Origin of the sequence: Colwellia maritima (assembly GCF_022669015.1) — a bacterium.
In the GTDB taxonomy this organism is placed as follows: Bacteria; Pseudomonadota; Gammaproteobacteria; order Enterobacterales; family Alteromonadaceae; genus Colwellia; species Colwellia maritima.
Map to the genome: position 1 here is coordinate 238,012 of NZ_JAKKSL010000002.1, position 18,313 is coordinate 256,324.

Below are 18,313 nucleotides of genomic sequence, written 5' to 3' on the forward strand. Positions count from 1 at the left end.
TATTTAATAATTAAGTGGAAAAGTTACTTTTAACCCATTCTGCAAATAATGCCAATTCTGGTCGTTCATCCATATTCTCATGCTGAATGAGGTAATATTTATCATTAGTGAATAATTCTTCGTCAAATAGCTTGATTAAAAGCTCTTCACTAAACCAGGCTTTACTCATAGGTAAAGGAATTAACGCTATACCCATACCTTGTTGTGCTGCTCTTGCGACGCCAAACATGCTATCAAATTGAATAATTTGTTTGGGATCAAAATCATCAATACCATTTTTATCAGCCCATTGATGCCATGACCAAGGGCGCGAACTGTGCAAAATTAATGGCGTAGTTTTTAAAGCTGAAAATCCAGAGCTTTTTAATTTTTTATACAATTTTTTATTGCAAGTCGGAGCATAACGTATAGGAAACAATTCATGCACTATATTGGCGTTAGGTTTTCCATTAGCAAGCACAATGGATAAATCAGCTGATTGCGATTGTTCTTTACTTGATTTAACTGTTTCTAGTTGCAAATTAATTGTAGGGTTACTTTCAGACCATAATGTAAGGCTTGGAACAAATAACTCACTTGCAAAAAATTCAGGCAAACTAATGATAATAGTTTGATTTTGTTGTTTTTGAGTAAAGTCAGATATCGTTGATTCTAACTGGTGAATTATAGGTTGAATTGATTGATAGAACTGTTTTCCTGCACTGGTGAGCTTAATCGTACGTGTACCACGTTTAAATAGTGGTGTGCCTAATTGTTCTTCTAGTTGCTTTATTTGATGACTTACTGCGGATGGTGTTAAGAATAATTGCGAAGCGGCATGTTTAAAGCTCAAACATTTTGATGCTACGCAAAATGAACGGAGGCCGCGTATGGGGGTTTGTATTGGCATAGTAACTATTTTTTTTGAGAATGAAAAACTGTAATAGCAAAACTCGAGCCGTATTTTAATTGGTTGATTTATAAGTGTTTGTTTGGGTTTTTGTTTGTGGCTAAAGACTATTGCACTATAGTGGTGCTTTAAGGGATATTTAATTGCACCAAAATAATATAATTATTCAGTATTTAAGCGGTAAGTAAAAAAAGGACATCAATTGATGTCCTAAAATAAAACAAGTTAATCATATAAAAACGTTTTAAAAATCGGGGAGACTTAAAAACAAGGTAATCTTATGGTTATTTTTTATTGGTGACAAACGAGATAAATTCACTTAACAGGTTAGTTATTTTCACCTATAAAGTCGTATTAGCAAACTTATGACAACAAAGTTTGTTTTTTGAGTATTTAATTTATTTATAGCATACTTGGGTATTATGGTATGGTTAAATACAAGGACGCTTACACGACTTACTAAAAGCATTATTTATTAGGGTTAATAAAATTAAAGGTAACGTTTAGTGAAAAAATTATTACTCGTTTTTTTTCTATTTGTATTGATGAGTACAAAGACAGAAGCCAATGCATTTAAAGAAAACGATGCATTCTCACAATTAAATAAGCATATTTCGCAGAATGAAAATGATATAGCTTGGCAATATGCTCGAAATCTTGAAGATGAATATTTAGGCGATGCTGATTTTGATTTTCTGTATGGCCTAGTCGCGCTTAGGGTGAATGAAAATGAGCGGGCTGTGTATGCCTTCGAGCGAGTGGTAGCCAATAAATCAAATTGGCTAGATGCTCAATATTACCTTGCTATTTCATATTTTAAGATGAAAAACTATCATGCAGTTATCGCTATAATAAGTGGACTTGAACAACGTGATAATCTGTCAGATAAATTGAAAAGCTCACTCAATCAACTCAAACAACGCACTCTAACATTATTAGACAAACAATCACTTTACCTAAATCAAGCGGCCAATATTTCTTTAGGGCATGACTCAAATATCAATGCAGGAACCAGTGAAGATAAGATATTCCTTCCTCTATTAGGAGAAGAAGTATTGTTATCTGACAGTAGTCGTGAAAACAGTGATAATTATATTGCTGTTGATTACCAATTGCATGGTAGTAAAGCCTTAACACAATCGTCAGAAATAAAATTCTCTGGCATGGGGCAGTTACATACTTTTACTAATGAATCTGATTATAACCGCGTTATAGTGAATACGAATGTGGAATATATAAAAGAGTTTGATGCTTTCAAAACAAGTATCGGCCTCAGAGTTACTCCGCTTTGGTTAAACGATTGTTTTTATCGAACCCAATTTGGTATGACATTAGGATTGAAAAAAATAATTAATGACCGCCGGGCTTTTGCTGTAGATACTTATTTAGGAAAAACTAAAAATGAAGTTAATGATCTTCTAAATACTGACGATAAATTAATACAAGCCTCGCTACAGTATACTAATGATACATGGCAGCATGTATTATCGATTGTCTATTCTGAAGAAATTAGTGAATCTGATTTAAGCAAGCATAATGATCGTAAAATTAATGGCGTAAACTATTCGTCGTATTGGGCTATAACCCTTGAAGATTGGCTTTTTAATACAAGTATTAGTTACCAACAGCAGGCTTACCAATTTGAACACCCTTTTTATTTCGAAAAACGCACTGATGATATGTGGCTTTTGGCAGTAGCTATTCAATACCAAGCTTCGAACATGTGGTCTTACCGTTTCAGTGCTAATATTCAAGATAAAGATAGCAATTTATCACTTTTTTCCTATCAACGAGCAGACATAAGCTTATCGGCACGCATGAACTTTTAGGGTATTACTATGACATATTTAAAAACAAATATTACAAAGCAGTCCCATCTGATAAAAATTGCATTTGTGCTGTGCTTTTCAATAGCGAGTATCTTCTCGATTAATACTGATGCAAGTGAGCTAGTTGCAGGTAAAACGATATTAGCAAAAGGCAATGTACAGGCTATTGATCAAGCAACTAAAGAAACCAGAAAACTTAAAAGACGTTCTAACATTTTTGATGTTGATAACATTACCACGGGCGAAAAAAGTAAAGCGCAATTTAGTATGTCTGACGGTGGTTTGATCACATTAAAAGCCAATACAGAAATTATTATCAGCGAATATAAATTTAATGATGAAACGGGCGAGGGCTCAGCAACATTAGAAATAGTTAATGGCGGCTTGCGCTCTATTAGTGGGTTAATAAAAAAATCAGGGGGCGATTACCAAGTTAAAACACCTGTGGGTAGTATCGGTATTCGAGGCACTCATTTTTCGGTTGATGTTGTTGGTGAAAATGTTTTCTTTGGTGTTTATAGTGGCAATATTGACGTTAAATTGTCAAATCAGCAAACTTTGTCATTAGGAGCATCTGAAGATTATTCTTTTGCTTCGATTAACTCCTTAGGTCAGATAACACCAATGACACAAGCACCAGAGGTAACATCTTTAGGCTACTCAGATAGTAATATAGATGACTCAGCTGCCAATGAATCTGATGAGGACTCAGCGAATGATACATCCATCGTCGATGATACCACGAGCCCTCAAGTGGCATCACAAGTTACTGAAGAAACTGAAGATCTTGAATATGGTAGTGTTTATAACGAATCTGAATTGCAAGGGGTGAGTAATTCACCTATTGCAGAATTATTGTCTACTCGCACTGGCTCTTTGTCTTATCAAACTGTGATACAAAGTGCGGTAAACTCGAGTGTTGGACCGGCCGCCGATTTTAATATGAATATGGTTGTTGATTTCGATAATGCCTCAGTTCCAGGGGGAAGCTTAAGTTTTTCAGATGAACAAGGGGAATGGTTTGCTGCCTATTCGGGCCTTATCAATATTGATAAACTTGATCTAGGGATAAATTTTGCTTCCCATGGCAACAACAAGGCAAATGGAAAAATATTTGCAGCTTTCTCAAATGGTTTAGATGAGATAACCGGTGGATTTAATTTACAGGAAACAAATAACCCCTCAGTGAATGCTGATGGTTCATTTAAGTTACAGCCATAAGTAAAAAGGTGCTCAATAATGAATAATTTTAGAAGTATATTGGTTATTGGTTTGCTTACCTTAACAGCATGTGGAGGCGGAGAGTCAGAAACATCAGCAGGTAATGTCGATAATTCATCTAGCAATAGCACTGCAACGTCCAAAGTAGACCTTGCCGGTCAGGCGGGTGCTAATTTGTCATCAGCCAAAAAAGTAGCGGGAGTCACATCTTTTGACCGAGCTACGGTAGACAATAGCTTTTCAAATGCGTCAGGCACGTTAAGACATGCAAGCGCTGATGAAAACGTACAGGGAAACTTAACCTTAGGGGTGACTGCCTCAGATACTGACCAACTTCAAAAAGTATCACTGTTTCTGCCAAGTGTTAATCGTACTTATACATTATGTGATAATACTTGTTCCACGGCTTTTCAATCTACAATATCAGGGTTTAGTCCACAGCTAGCTAATATGAGTGCAGGACCATTACGGATAGAACTTGTAGTTGAAGACAGCGCGGGTAATAGTGTTATTGTTGATGCACTTAATTTAAATTGGCAGCCAATCCAAATATCATCAGTAACGGCAACACGTGTGAAAATGGCATAGTGTCAGTATCATGGTCGGGCGATTCTAATCTTCAACGTTATAATTTATTTGCTGCAACCAATCATCTTATCACTTCATCTAATGCGCTTTCTTTAGATAATGGGGTTCAATTGCTTGCTATTTCAGGAACATCGGTCGAGTTTCCTGACAATGATCCGTCTAAATATTACCATTTACTTATAACGGGTATTGATGGTGGTGGCGAAAGTGGTGTTTCTTCACTTTTTAGTATACCGCGTATTGATGGTGCTCCAAATCTCCCCCCAATTGCTAATAACGACACTTACCCGATTAACGAAGATGAAACAATATCGGTTAATTTTTTAGATAATGATCAAGATCCAGAAGAACAATTGTTGTCGTTTGACAGTATTGTGCAACAACCGCTTAATGGGACGATTGAGCTTGATGAATTGGGTAATTTTATTTATACGCCACAGGTAAATTTTCACGGTAAAGATACTGCCCGTTATCGGATTGTCGATTCAGAAGGAGGACTATCTGAAGGCGCAGTTAGTTTTGAAGTTGCGCCAGTAAATGATGACCCCATTGCCCTTGATGATGTTTATGGTGTTGATGTTAATGGGCAAGTAAGCTCACAAGATAATAATGTGTTATTAAATGATTCAGATATTGATGGTGATGTATTATCTGTTTCAACCTCCATTGTTGAAAACCCTATTCATGGCACAGTTACCATGAATGCTAATGGTAGCTTTTCATATATATCAACTGATGTGTTATTGGAAAACGATCAATTTGTATATCAAATATCAGATAATAATGGCGGTGTAAGTAATGCAACTGTCACTATTTTACCTAATGTAGAACTGCTTGCCCCTGTAGCAAAAAATGATGATTATCTGATAGATGAAGATACTACATTGCTTGTTAGCCAAGTTGCCAATGGGATACTAGCGAACGATAGTGATCCCAACAACTTTTCGTTTGAATTAAATACTACCTTGCTTGTTCAACCACAACACGGACAGCTTAACTTATCGTTAGATGGCACTTTTACTTATATTCCAGACAGTAATTTTTATGGTGTTGATCAATTTCAATACCAAATTGAAAATGTAGCAAATATTGTTTCACAGGCCTTTGTTAGCATTAATGTGAATAGGGTAAGTGATATACCCATTGCCGTAGATGATAATTATCAGGTAATAGAAGACGAAACTTTAACGGTAACTGACGTAATTGGTGTTCTCGCTAATGATAGCGACATAGATAATGAAACCTTAAGTGCAACCATTGTTAGTTCACCGCTAAGTGGTACAGTAAATTTAGCAGTGGATGGTAGTTTTACTTATTTACCTAATGCGGATTTTAATGGTGTTGATAGTTTTACCTATAAAATCACGAACGAGGGAGAATTAAGCAGTACCGGCATTGTCAATATTGTTGTTGATGCCATTAATGATGCACCTACTACGGTTACTGATAATATAGTGGTTGATGAAGACAGTAACGTTATTGCTGATGTGCTTGCTAATGATAGTGATAAAGAGGGCGATTTACTTAGCCTAGATTCCGTTGACGTTGACAATGGTACAGCCGTTATTGTCAATAATTCCATTAGTATTACCCCACAACAAAATTTTTATGGCGTTTTAAATGCTAGCTATATAGTGTCTGATATTCATGGTGCCACAAGTGTTGGTGATATTGTCGTCTCAGTTAGTCCGGTAAACGATCTCCCTATAGCAAATAATGATAATTTCAATACACGAGAAAACGATGTACTCAGTATAGCATTGGCACAGTCATTACTAAGCAATGACAACGATATCGACAACGATACACTCACGGTCAATACCACACCTATTATCAATGTAAGTAACGGCAGTTTAGTACTCAATAGTAATGGTACATTTAACTACACACCCAATATGAATTTTGATGGAACGGACAACTTTACCTATCAAATTAACGATGGTATGGGAGGTACCTCACAAGCCAATGTTGTACTAACCATTATAGATACAGTAACGCCAAACGTCGCTCCTATCGCGGTAAATGATAACTTTACAATAGATGAAGGTAGTTCGCCGGTTATTACTAATCTTGTTTCTAATCATTTACTAGCAAACGATACTGATTTTGAAAACAATCAACTGACTGTCAATACAACGCCTATTTCCAATGTGAGTAATGGTAGTTTAACATTGAGTAATGACGGATCGTTTACTTACATACCTGGTATAGAGTTTAATGGAACGGATAGTTTTACTTACCAAATTAGTGATGGTTACGGTACATCACAAGCAACGGCTACTATCACAATAAACCCAATTAACGATCTGCCCCAAGCCGTAGCAGATACTTACACCCTTAACGAAGATATAACCTTTGAAAGGCTTGTTAGTGATGTTGATCAGCTATTAAGTAATGATACTGACATCGACTTGGATACATTAACTGTTTATACAACACCCGTAACCAATGTCGCACACGGTGGTTTAACACTAAATGCGGATGGCTCTTTTACTTATATCCCTAATGCTGATTTTAACGGCACGGACAGTTTTATTTATAAAATTAGTGATGGTAATGGTGGTACTAGCCAAGCCAGTGTCGATTTGACTATAACGGCTATTAATGATGCGCCTACAGCAGTGAACCAGGTGTTTAGTATTGATGAAGATAAAACTAATAATGATGTTGTTGGTACGGTAATCGCGACAGATAAAGAACTAGATAACCTTTCATTCGCACTTACCGGAGGCGATACGGGGTTATTTAATATTGGTTCAACAACAGGGGTTATCACTGTTAATGGATTAAGCCCGCTAGATTATGAAACCAGTATTCAACATAATTTAACGGTGACTATTGCTGATGATGGAGTTCCGCTAAATGAATCAACTGAAATTGAAGTTACTATCAACTTAATCGATACAACTGAACCTGTAACATTAAATGAAACGGTAGGTTTTGGTCGTCCGACCATTGGTTTTGTTGAATTAACAGGGATTAAAACCCAAGCAAAATTAACGGATTCTGTCCGTGTAGGTAGTCAAATTTATTTTGTTGGTAATATAGATAATGTCGACAAAGATATTTATATCATTGCTTATGATCAAGATGGCAAGTTAGATAGCGGATTTGGTAGTAGTGGCATTCAAACCTTTGATTTTGGTCATGATGAATATGCTACCAAGCATTGTTGAAACAGGTGGCAAATTTTATGTTGCCTTTAACAGTAACGACGGTACTTATACTGAAGTGTGTTTTTTAAAAATTGATAACGATGCTGATTTAGTCACTGATTTTGGTTTAAACGGTGTTCGGTGTACTACTGAAAAATCTTCTTTATCTGTAAACGACACAGCGTATAACGGAAAAGATATCTTTGCAGTTGGCAAGGTAGAGGCGGGTGATAACAACCTTTTAGTTATCCAAATAGATAAAGACGGAGATTTTATTGACCATACGCCTGGTGATCTTGCCGATTCTCCACATATTATGCAGGATATTAGCGGCATTAATCTTAATGACGAAGGTATGGCGGTTTATAACCCAAACAATAACGAGATACTCGTTGTCGGCAATGTTGAAACTTCTGATGGTGACAAAGATGTCTTTGCCTGGTTACTTGATGAAGATGGTATAGCAATGTCAACCTTTAACGGTGGTAATGCCCGTTTTTATGATGTGAATAGTACTGATGATACGGTGAATGCTGCTGTTAGTAAAAAAGAAAGTGACTTTACGGCACACCTTGTAGGTGCAACTGTTTTAGCAAATGGTAAAAAAGAAGCGCTTATTATTGCGCTAGATAAAACAAGTGACTTAGAAACAAATTTTGGTGGCTCAGGTATTGTAACTTACGATGCTGACGGTGATTTAGGCGCGGGTACCGGCTCTAGTGAATTTACCGACATTGTCTTTGAGGGCTCAAAACTCTATGTCAGTGGTACTTTATTTGATTCTCAAACAAAGCAATTTGCAACGCATATTAAAATGTCTGATGGCACCATTGATGATGAAGATCTACCTGCAAGTGGCTATAAAAAAATTAGCTATGGTGGCGATAGTGCTTTCGCACAATCTATTAGCCTGGATGGCCATAAAACAATGTGGTTATCTGGCTATGTGGAAGCGGGTGGCGAAACCGACATGATCATTAGTGCCGTTGATGATGAAGGGGATTTGTGTAATAACGACTGCGAAAATGACTTTGCTGATGGTAAAGAGACATTTTCTCATTCGGCACTGCTTCAAACGATAGTGTAGCGGGCATGATTCAAATCCAAAATGGCACGCAACAAGGTAAGTTCTTAATTGCGTCTGTCGCTGATGATGGCACTAATGATCATATTATACTTAGCCGAGTGACCAATACGGGAGCATTAGATACTAGCTTTAGTGGTGATGGTCATAAACAGCTAAAAATAGGCACTAATGCAACAGTTAAAGGGCTGTTTGAATTAGCTAATGGCAAGTTTATTGTTTATGGTAATGTCACCGAATCAACTGTGGTTAACGGATTTATTGCCCGTATTGATCAAAATGGCGTGCTCGATAACAGTTTTGCTGATAATGGAATTTATACTACTGCGGCAATCAGCGCGACCAGTATTCAATTTAGTCAGGCAATTAATGATAATTCGGGTAAGTTTATTGCCGTTGGCAATTTAGAAAGTGGTAGTACGCGATCTTTTATTCTACGTTTAACGAGTACAGGTGTACTTGATACCGGCTTTAATAGCCAAGGATATATTATTGGAAACTCTACAGACGATTTTGCTAGCGTTATAGTTGATGCGAGTAATAACCTCTATGCAGCAGGAAGCCGTACTAGTCTATTTAAAGATATGTTAGTCATTAAATACTTAAATAATGGTTCAATTGATACCTCATTTAATGGTTCTGGTGTTTTAACGGTTGATGTTAATATTTTGACAAATGATAGCGTTAAAAAAATTACTTTTGATAATAGCAACAACTTATATTTAATTGGGAACGCCGCAGCGTTATTATCTGCGAAAGTAGCGGTCGTCAAAATATCAACAACGGGAACATTAGACACAAGTTTTTCAGGTAATGGCGTTGCTAGTTTTATTATGGCACCACTTTCAGGTAAAGCAGGCGTTTATGATGCGGTAATCGATAATAATAACAATATTGTCGTTGTGGGGTTCGGCCGAGTTTTAGGTGAGGATGCTGAAATGATTGGGCGAATAAAAGCTAATGGCTCCCTTGATACTAGCTTTAATGGCCAGGGCTATTTTGAAGCAAACGTTTGTACAAATGCAGCGCAATTAACCTCAGTGCTTTTGTTGAGCAATAACTCTTTGGTCGTTGCGGGTCAGTGTTATATTGATGCAACCTTCAGAAATGATATTGAATTTAGCCAATATCAACTGAATTAACATTTTCTATAGTAATAAGTGATTATATGAAAATTGAATTTTATGGTGTTCGTGGCTCACCAACACCAGGTAAAGATACCGTAATATTTGGGGGTAATACATCTTGTGTGTATGTTTGCCTAAATGATGGTAATGATGTGATTCTCGATGCCGGTACAGGTATTATTGGATTAGGGAGTAGATTATTTGAAAAGGAAAATTCGATTACTATCTTGCTAACACATAATCATTGGGATCATATTCAAGGATTTCCATTCTTCAAACCCATCTATCAGCCAAGTAGAAAAATATCAATAATAACAGGAGCTGTTGATTTTGAAGATAAGGATATGATATTAAAACAAATGTCTGGTTCTAGTCATCCTGTTAAATTTGATCAGTTACCTGCTGATATTGGTATTGATACGAAAATCACGCTAAATAAAAGGTTCAATATTCCAGGTTTTACGGTTGAAACACAAGCGTTAAATCATCCTGACGGAGGCACCGCTTATTGTCTATATGCTGACGGTAAAAAATTGGCTTATGTAACTGATAATGAACTGAACACACCAACTACACCTACGACAAGCCGGCAACAATGGCTTGATTTTATTGCCGATGCTGATGTGCTTATTCATGACGCACAATATACCGAAGATGATTTACCCTTAAAGTTAGGGTGGGGACATAGTATTTTTGAAGAGGTAGGCAGGCTTGCTCGTGAAGCAAATGTCAAAACGCTTTTCATTATTAGCCATGACCCCGAAAGAAAAGACGACGAATTATTACGCGAAGAAAAAAATTACAAGCTAAGTACCGAGATGAATTACGTATATATTGCGCAAGGGAAGGTACGCTGTTTGATTTGGACAATTCAAGTTATACATGATTAATCATTTACGCTCAAAAGACTTTTTTGTTGGTTTAATCATCACGCTACTCGTGATTAGTTTGAATTTTATTAAAGTAGACAATATTCAAAAAGTATTACAACGTATTGAAGGGATATTATACGACGCACGGCTAATAATTACCTTACCGGATGAAAAACGTCAATTTGATGAACAAGTGGTTATTATTGATATTGATGAAAAAAGCATGAGAGAGCAGGGACGATATCCTTGGAGCCGGAGTAAAGTTAGCGAGCTAGTTGAAAAATTAATGGCGGCAGGAGTTGTCGTTGTTGCCTTCGATATCTTTTTTTCTGAGCCAGAGAAAAATCCCATTGATGTCATTATTGACAAAAATAAAGAGCTTGATGAACAGTCGCGTCAAACACTTGCGGTTTATGCAGATTCTGTCAATTTTGATAAAGAATTTTCTAACACACTTAGCCAATCAGAAGTCGTACTTGGTTTTCTGTTTGATAATAGTGCACAAACGTCTGGAGAATTACCTAAAAGTGTTATTGAGTGGAATCTAACTCCGCAAACGTCAGAAATAGGTACATTTAAACAGGTTTTAGGAAATATCGCAGTATTACAGTCTTCTGCCACGGGTGCCGGATTTATTAACTCGGTTCCTGAAAGTGATGGCTTTATTAGAAAAGCCTCATTGGTATTAAATTACCAAGGACAATTATATCCATCATTAGCCTTAGAGGCAGCCAGAGTGTATACGCCGGCAGATACTATTAAAGCTGAAACAATTAGTAGTGGTAATGCTAGTTGGTTACAAGGTCTTAGTTTCGGGAAGCATTTCATACCGACGAATGAAAAGGGGCAAATTTTTATACCTTACAAAGGGGTAAAACATAGCTTTCCTTATATTTCTGCGACCGATGTATTAAATAATCGAGTCGCGAGTGAAGTACTTGACGGAAGTATTGCTTTTGTTGGTACTTCTGCCGTGGGTTTGTCTGATTTAAGAACTACTTCTGTAGGTGTGCAATACCCAGGGGTAGAAGTGCATGCCAATGTATTCGAAGGGCTTATTCATCCTGAAATACTCCCGATAGAATTAGATATTACCCTAGCGATAGTGTTTACTTTATTACTATTTACAGGGGTTTTACTGTCCTTATTCATGACAAAGCAAGGACCGATTAAAATTTTAATGATTTGTCTTGTGAGTTTATTTATTCACATCGGTTTGAATTGGTATTCTTTGGGCAGTGTTGAAAATAAGTCTGCCATTGTTTCAGGTATTATTACTCATTGTTGTACTTACCGCGTATTACGGTGCTACCGGGTTTTTATCTGAAAATATCAAAAGAAAGCAAATAAAGGATATGTTTAATCAATATGTACCTCCTGCCTATATTGAAAAACTCATTCATTCAGCCAAGGGAACAGAGCTTAAAACAGAGCGCAGAGAAATGTCAGTACTGTTTGCAGATATCAGAAATTTCACCACGCTATCAGAACAATTTACGCCTGAAGAGCTCAGTGATTTTCTAAAAGAATATTTAACGCAAGCTACAGGGATTATATTTGAAAACAAAGGTACCATTGATAAATATGTTGGCGATATGGTTATGGCCTTTTGGAACGCGCCGTTAGAAGATGCTGACCATGCACTGAACGCGGTTGTGAGTGCATTAAATATCATAACGCTAACAGAAACGCTAACCCCTATTTTTCTTGCAAAAAAATGGCCCGCCATACGTGTAGGCATTGGTATCAGTACCGGAGATATGGTCGTGGGTGACATGGGGTCAAACTATAGAAAAGCCTATACAGTACTTGGCGATGCCGTTAATTTAGGTTCTCGAATTGAATCACTTACTAAATATTACGGTGTTGATATTTTGATTACAAACAGTACGTATAATGCTATTTTATCTAAAGGAATTATTTGCCGAAAAATTGATAAAATACGCGTGAAAGGGCAAAAGGCTGTTGTTGATGTGTATGAACCGCTCGGCTTTAATCATCAGTTAGATGATATGACACTCAAAGTGCTTGATATGCATCATGATGCACTTAACAAATACTTAGCAGGAAACTGGCAAGAATCCCAAGCGCTTTTCATAAAATTAAAGCAAAACACTTATTTATCAACTATTATCTATGATATATACCTAGCGCGTATAGAAACAATGGCAAATAAACAAAATATTAAAGATTGGGATGGTGTTTATAGCCATGAAAGTAAATAATTATGAAATATAGATCACCAGAGCAAGCGGCATTCGAACATTTATTGAATATTAGTATTGAACTAAGTAAAGAAGACGATAGTGATATTTTAATGGAAAAGATTCTTTTGGCTGCGGTTGAAGTATCCAATGCTGATGCGGGCTCCATCTATTTAGTGACTGAAAGTAAAGAATTAGAATTTCGTACTATCTACAATAAAAGTTTAGGTCTGCATCTAGGGGGCAGTTCATCTCAAGAAATTACTTTTCCGCCTATCCCCTTATTTGTCGATAATGAGCCTAATCAATCGGCGATTGTTGCCCATGCAGCAAATTCTGGTGAAGTGATTAACATTGAAGATGTGTATGCAACGGTGCCATTCGATTTTAGTGCCGCAAGGAAAATGGACAGTAAGACAGGGTATAAAACGAAGTCGATGCTAACGTTTCCTCTCAAAGATCATACTGATGATATTATTGGTGTTATTCAGTTGATAAATGCAATGGATGGAGACCAAATTACGACTTTTTCAGTCCCGATAGAACGACAACTTTTATCTTTTGCTTCGTTAGGTGCTATTGCTTTAACAAACAAAGCCTTAATTTCAAATATGGAAAAGCTCTTTGAATCGTTTGCCAAAACTATTGCCATAGCCATTGATGCAAAATCGCCTCATACGGGGGGGCATTGTAAGCGTATTCCTGAGTTAACCCTAATGATTGCTGATGCTGTTCATGACTATAAAGAAGGACCGTTAGCCTCATTTACATTGACGGAAGAAGAAAGATATCAGCTTAATATTCTTCGGTTGGCTTCATGATTGTGGCAAGATAGCTACCCCTGATCATGTGATTGAAAAGTCGAGAAAATTACAAACTATATTTGACCGTATTGATTACGTAACAGCTAAACTGGAAATTGCTAGCAGAGATATAGATATTAAAGTGCAAGATGAAATTATTGCCGCATTAAAAGAAAATAAAAAGATTAGAGTTCAGCAATTAGAACGTGAAAGAGACGTGGCTCAAAAACAATTACAACTCGATCGATCTTTTCTGCAAAGAATTAATATTGGTGGAGAATTTTTAACTGATGACCAGGCAGAAAATATTGCAGACATTGCCTCTCGTTATCACATTTCTATCGACAGCAAAAATCAGCCATTACTAACAGACGATGAAGTGCTTAATTTAAGTATTAAGCGTGGTACGTTAAATAATGAAGAAAGACTCATAATACAAAAGCATATGGATGTAACTCTCGATATTCTTGAAGCATTACCCTTTCCTAAGCATTTATCCAATGTTGCCGAGTATGCCTTGGGGCATCATGAAACTTTGGATGGAAAGGGATACCCTAGAGGTTTAGTAAAAGCGCAAATGTCTGTTCCTGCTAGACTAATGGCAATTGCCGATATTTTTGAGGCATTATCGGCGTCAGACAGACCTTATAAAAGTGCAAAACCGGTCAGTGAATGCTTATCAATCATGAGTAATATGGTAAAAAATAATCATCTTGATCCTGATTTATTTACCATCTTTGTTCGTTCAAAAGTATATGAAAAATATATACAAAAGTTTGCAGATGTTGCTCAACTTGATCATGTTGATATTGACGCTATTTTGCCTTAAATGGCCAATGTTAGTGTTAGTGTTAGTGCGAAATCTCAAGTTGTTTACAATAATAAGATGACGTAAAGGAATAGTATTTAAAAAAAAGGACATCAATTGATGTCCTTAAAATAAAACAAGTTAATCATATAAAAACGTTTTAAAAATCGGGGAGACTTAAAAACAAGTTAATCTTATGGTTATTGCTAACCCTTGACAAACGAGAAGAATTCATTCGACAGATTAATTTTTTTCACTTATTAAATTTTATGAGCATGTTTTATTGAACGATCGAGTTGTCGTGACAAGTTGTGCCAAAATTGTTACTTCAAGCATGTATATGACAATAATCCTTAAAATGACTCGTTCCTAGATATGATAAAAGACAACATTATATGATCAAAGACAACCTTGAACTTTTCCAATATTCTAATACCAATTTACTCACGGTTTCAGAATATGATCCTTTGTTAGTTGTATTATCAATTTTTATTGCAATTTTTTCTTCTTACATGGCCATTCAAGTTGCTTCTCAGGCTGCAAGAGCCTCATTTGCACGTAAGCAAGTTTATTTATTTATTGGTAGCTTGGCGTTAGGGGGTGGTATTTGGTCTATGCACTTTATTGGTATGTTAGCACTAGAGCTCTGCACATCAGTATCTTACCAATTTGATTTGACAGTAATATCAATATTACCTGCTGTTTGCGCTTCTTGGGTGGCATTGAATTTGATTACTCGAGGTAATTTAAAATATTTTCAATTGGTTATTGGTGGAGTACTTGTTGGTGGTGGAATTGGCGCAATGCATTATATCGGTATGGCAGCGATGGAAATGGCGCCGCTGCTTCGCTATGATTTGCCAATGTTTGTTGTTTCTATTTTAGTGGCTATTATTTTGGCTATTTTGTCGCTTTGGGTGAGGTTTGGCCTTGACGATATAGGTAAAATTCAACTCAGCCGAACTCTAAAAGTGACAGTATCAAGTTGCGTAATGGGAATAGCCATTTCTGGTATGCACTATACCGGTATGGCAGCAGCACGATTTGTTCTACCACCTGGTTTTGAAGCATCAAAACAAACGGATGATATTTCACTTTACTTAGCACTTGGTATTACTATTGTTACCACTTTTGTTATTTCGGTAGTATTAGCCGTTAATTTGATTTTTAGATATAAAAATATTTCTGCTAAAGCGCTACAAAATGAAAGACGACTTTCCGCTATTATGGAAACTGCCGTGGATGGCATTATAACTATTAACGCGAAGGGTATCATTGTTAGTGTTAATAAAATGGTGACAATATTATTAGGTTGGAAAAGTGAAGAGTTACTCGGTAATAATGTAAAAATGATCGTTCCAATGCCGTTTCAACATAACCATGATCAATATATTGAGAACTATTTACAAACGGGTGTTGCAAAAATAATCGGTACTGGACGTGAAGTAGAAGCCATGACAAAAAGTGGTGAGAAAATACCAATGCGTCTTGGTATTGGGCACGTTGAAGTAAATGATCAACATATGTTTGTTGCTTTTATCTCGGATTTACGTGATAGATTTAAAATGGAATCAACGTTACGTGAAAATGCGACAAGAATTCGCTCCTTATTGACTAATATTCCTGGAATAGCTTATCGATGCCTTGACACACCCGGTTGGCCTAATCTTTTCATCAGTGATGAAGTTGAAAAAATAACGGGATACCCGACCCAAGACTTTTTGTTACCTGATCCTAAACGTAGTTTGAGTGATTTTGTGCATCCAGATGACTTTAGCATCATTGAAGCAACAGACTTACGTCATCCTGATGGCTATCAGATTGAATTTAGGTTTATTGATCGATATAACACAGTAAAATGGATGTTGGGTTATGGTCGCGCAACTCAAATTGAAAACAGTAATAACCACTATCTTGATGGCTTTATTATGGATATAAGCGACCGAAAAAAAATGGAATCTGAGATGGTGTCGGCTAAAAATAAAGCCGAAAAAGCAGCGGAAACACGTGCCGCATTTTTAGCTAATATGAGCCATGAAATACGAACGCCGATGAATGCTATTATTGGTTTTAGCGATATTTTGCTTGATAGCGAACTTAATATTAAACAACATAAGTATCTTAATACTATTAATCAATCAGCTAAATCATTACTACATATTTTGAATGATTTATTAGACAGTGCAAAATTAGAAAAAGGGAAATTTCAATTAGAATTTCGTGATTTTTCACTTGTTGAAGAGGTTGATGCCGTTGTTTCTACTTTATGGCTAGAAGCTCAGAATAAAGGATTAGTGCTTAATCTTAATATTCACCCTAAAGTACGAGGATATTATAATGGAGCACCTGATCGTATCAGACAAGTATTAACCAATTTGCTAGGTAATGCCATTAAATTTACAGAGCAAGGCACAATCAATATTAAAATTGAAACACTGCCAGATCAAATGATTCAATTTATTATTAAAGATACTGGTATAGGCATGACGCCCTCACAATTAGAGACAATATTTGATGCATTTGCACAAGCAGATGAGTCAATGAGTCGACGTTTTGGTGGAACCGGACTTGGTACAACCATAAGTAAACAATTGGTTGAATTAATGGGTGGTAACATTATGGCAACCAGTATTGAAGGAAAGGGATCTGAATTTAGATTTACACTACCTTTAAAAGCGATTGAGTCTATGGATAAGGTAACAGATCAGCAAAGTTTTCAAACATTGCCCAATCTTCACATACTTGTTGTTGATGATATTGACCAAAATATTGAATTACTCACTCTCATACTTAAACGACATGGTCATACTGTATTTGAAGCAAGAGATGGGGAGCAAGCATTAGTACAAATGGAAAATAACTCGATTGATGTTGTATTAATGGATATTCAAATGCCAGTGATGGACGGTTTAATGGCAGCAGAATTACGCAGAAAATTTGAAACAGATCATCACTTAAAGAGAATACCTATTATTGCCTTAACAGCGAGTGTTTTACCACAAGATAGAATTTCGGCAGAACGAGCAGGTATGGATGGCTTTGCTAATAAGCCTATTAATATACGAGAACTTTTTAATGAAATTGCGAGTGTGCTTAAGCTACAAAATATACCCGTTGAAACAAATGAAATCGGGGACAAGTCGACATTAAAAATCGATGTTGATATGGGCATGACTTTATGGGGTTCAAAAACTAACTTTTACGCAGAAATAAGTCGATTTATAAAAAATGCCGAATCCGAAGTATGTAGTTTTAAGCAATATTTAATTGACAATGATTGGCAAACATTAGAACAATTAGCGCATAAATATAAGGGAAGTGTAGGAAACCTTGCTTTAAACCGTTTGATGAAGATGTTTGAGTTATTAGAACAGACAGCCAAAAACCGTGAGATTAAACCTAGTCAAATAAACATTGCCAATATTGAAACTGAAGTACAAATTATTAAAGATTGTGTTATTAAAATGAGTGATGGCACAGATGAAATTATTCAAGTTGATCCAAATGTTAGTGACGAGAGTATAAATAGCCTGATTGAACTTTTACAACAGCTTCAATATAGTGTACAAAATAATGAATTTGATGACGCGCTTTTGGATAAGCTGCAAGCTTTAAATCCAGTAAGACCAAAAGAAATTAATGATATTATTAATGCATGTAATGATTTTGAGTTTTTAGATGCCGCCAATTTAATTAATATATTAATAAGCGAGTCGGGATAGATAAAGGAAAA

General features: G+C 36.2%; 13 protein-coding genes. 12 read left to right on the top strand and 1 reads right to left on the bottom strand.

Annotation, left to right across the window (positions count from 1 at the left end; translation table 11 throughout):
* Window positions 1–10: 10 nt before the first annotated feature.
* The gene (locus L3081_RS11230; RefSeq protein ID WP_242287021.1) at window positions 11–883 is read right to left on the bottom strand and encodes a LysR family transcriptional regulator; all 873 of its coding nucleotides are present in this window, start codon (window positions 881–883) and stop codon (window positions 11–13) included.
* Window positions 884–1,395: 512 nt separating this feature from the next.
* Here L3081_RS11230 and L3081_RS11235 point away from each other — a divergent pair.
* The 12 genes from L3081_RS11235 to L3081_RS11290 all read left to right on the top strand — a co-directional run bounded on the left by L3081_RS11235 (window position 1,396) and on the right by L3081_RS11290 (window position 18,302).
* Window positions 1,396–2,718 carry a surface lipoprotein assembly modifier gene (locus L3081_RS11235; protein WP_242286167.1) on the top strand — a complete coding sequence of 441 codons (1,323 nt, stop codon included), beginning with the start codon at window positions 1,396–1,398 and terminating at the stop codon, window positions 2,716–2,718.
* Between the two features lie 9 nt (window positions 2,719–2,727).
* Window positions 2,728–3,939, top strand: a complete 1,212-nt coding sequence (locus tag L3081_RS11240; RefSeq protein WP_242286169.1) for a FecR family protein — start codon at window positions 2,728–2,730, stop codon at window positions 3,937–3,939.
* 18 nt (window positions 3,940–3,957) lie between these two features.
* Complete coding sequence (locus L3081_RS11245; protein ID WP_242286171.1) at window positions 3,958–4,527, top strand: hypothetical protein; 570 nt, start codon at window positions 3,958–3,960, stop codon at window positions 4,525–4,527.
* Window positions 4,527–7,703, top strand: coding sequence for an Ig-like domain-containing protein (locus tag L3081_RS11250; RefSeq protein ID WP_242286173.1), 3,177 nt, complete (start codon window positions 4,527–4,529; stop codon window positions 7,701–7,703). Before L3081_RS11245 ends, L3081_RS11250 begins: the two co-directional genes overlap by 1 nt.
* The gene (locus L3081_RS11255) at window positions 7,675–8,769 is read left to right on the top strand and encodes a hypothetical protein (RefSeq protein ID WP_242286174.1); all 1,095 of its coding nucleotides are present in this window, start codon (window positions 7,675–7,677) and stop codon (window positions 8,767–8,769) included. The genes L3081_RS11250 and L3081_RS11255 overlap by 29 nt, the downstream gene beginning before the upstream one ends.
* A 5-nt stretch (window positions 8,770–8,774) precedes the next feature.
* Entirely contained in the window at window positions 8,775–9,908 is a 1,134-nt protein-coding gene (locus tag L3081_RS11260) for an NHL repeat-containing protein (RefSeq protein WP_242286176.1), read from the top strand.
* Window positions 9,909–9,934: 26 nt separating this feature from the next.
* The gene (locus tag L3081_RS11265; protein WP_242286177.1) at window positions 9,935–10,783 is read left to right on the top strand and encodes an MBL fold metallo-hydrolase; all 849 of its coding nucleotides are present in this window, start codon (window positions 9,935–9,937) and stop codon (window positions 10,781–10,783) included.
* Complete coding sequence (locus L3081_RS11270; protein WP_242286179.1) at window positions 10,776–12,092, top strand: CHASE2 domain-containing protein; 1,317 nt, start codon at window positions 10,776–10,778, stop codon at window positions 12,090–12,092. Before L3081_RS11265 ends, L3081_RS11270 begins: the two co-directional genes overlap by 8 nt.
* Before the next feature lie 28 nt (window positions 12,093–12,120).
* Window positions 12,121–12,990 carry an adenylate/guanylate cyclase domain-containing protein gene (locus L3081_RS11275; RefSeq protein WP_242286181.1) on the top strand — a complete coding sequence of 290 codons (870 nt, stop codon included), beginning with the start codon at window positions 12,121–12,123 and terminating at the stop codon, window positions 12,988–12,990.
* Between the two features lie 2 nt (window positions 12,991–12,992).
* Window positions 12,993–13,790: a GAF domain-containing protein gene (locus L3081_RS11280; protein ID WP_242286182.1), complete on the top strand. Its 798-nt coding sequence runs from the start codon at window positions 12,993–12,995 to the stop codon at window positions 13,788–13,790.
* Between the two features lie 28 nt (window positions 13,791–13,818).
* On the top strand, window positions 13,819–14,601 hold the full coding sequence (locus L3081_RS28225) for an HD-GYP domain-containing protein (RefSeq protein WP_242286184.1): 783 nt from the start codon (window positions 13,819–13,821) through the stop codon (window positions 14,599–14,601).
* Between the two features lie 374 nt (window positions 14,602–14,975).
* On the top strand, window positions 14,976–18,302 hold the full coding sequence (locus tag L3081_RS11290; RefSeq protein WP_242286186.1) for an MHYT domain-containing protein: 3,327 nt from the start codon (window positions 14,976–14,978) through the stop codon (window positions 18,300–18,302).
* The last annotated feature ends 11 nt before the right edge of the window (window positions 18,303–18,313 follow it).

Coding starts and splice junctions, on each gene's coding strand:
- L3081_RS11255 (WP_242286174.1), top strand. CDS start 7,675: ATGATGAATATGCTACCAAGCATTGTTGAAACAGGTGGCAAATTTTAT.
- L3081_RS11260 (WP_242286176.1), top strand. CDS start 8,775: ATGATTCAAATCCAAAATGGCACGCAACAAGGTAAGTTCTTAATTGCG.
- L3081_RS11240 (WP_242286169.1), top strand. CDS start 2,728: ATGACATATTTAAAAACAAATATTACAAAGCAGTCCCATCTGATAAAA.
- L3081_RS11290 (WP_242286186.1), top strand. CDS start 14,976: ATGATCAAAGACAACCTTGAACTTTTCCAATATTCTAATACCAATTTA.
- L3081_RS11265 (WP_242286177.1), top strand. CDS start 9,935: ATGAAAATTGAATTTTATGGTGTTCGTGGCTCACCAACACCAGGTAAA.
- L3081_RS11275 (WP_242286181.1), top strand. CDS start 12,121: ATGTTTAATCAATATGTACCTCCTGCCTATATTGAAAAACTCATTCAT.
- L3081_RS11245 (WP_242286171.1), top strand. CDS start 3,958: ATGAATAATTTTAGAAGTATATTGGTTATTGGTTTGCTTACCTTAACA.
- L3081_RS11280 (WP_242286182.1), top strand. CDS start 12,993: ATGAAATATAGATCACCAGAGCAAGCGGCATTCGAACATTTATTGAAT.
- L3081_RS11270 (WP_242286179.1), top strand. CDS start 10,776: ATGATTAATCATTTACGCTCAAAAGACTTTTTTGTTGGTTTAATCATC.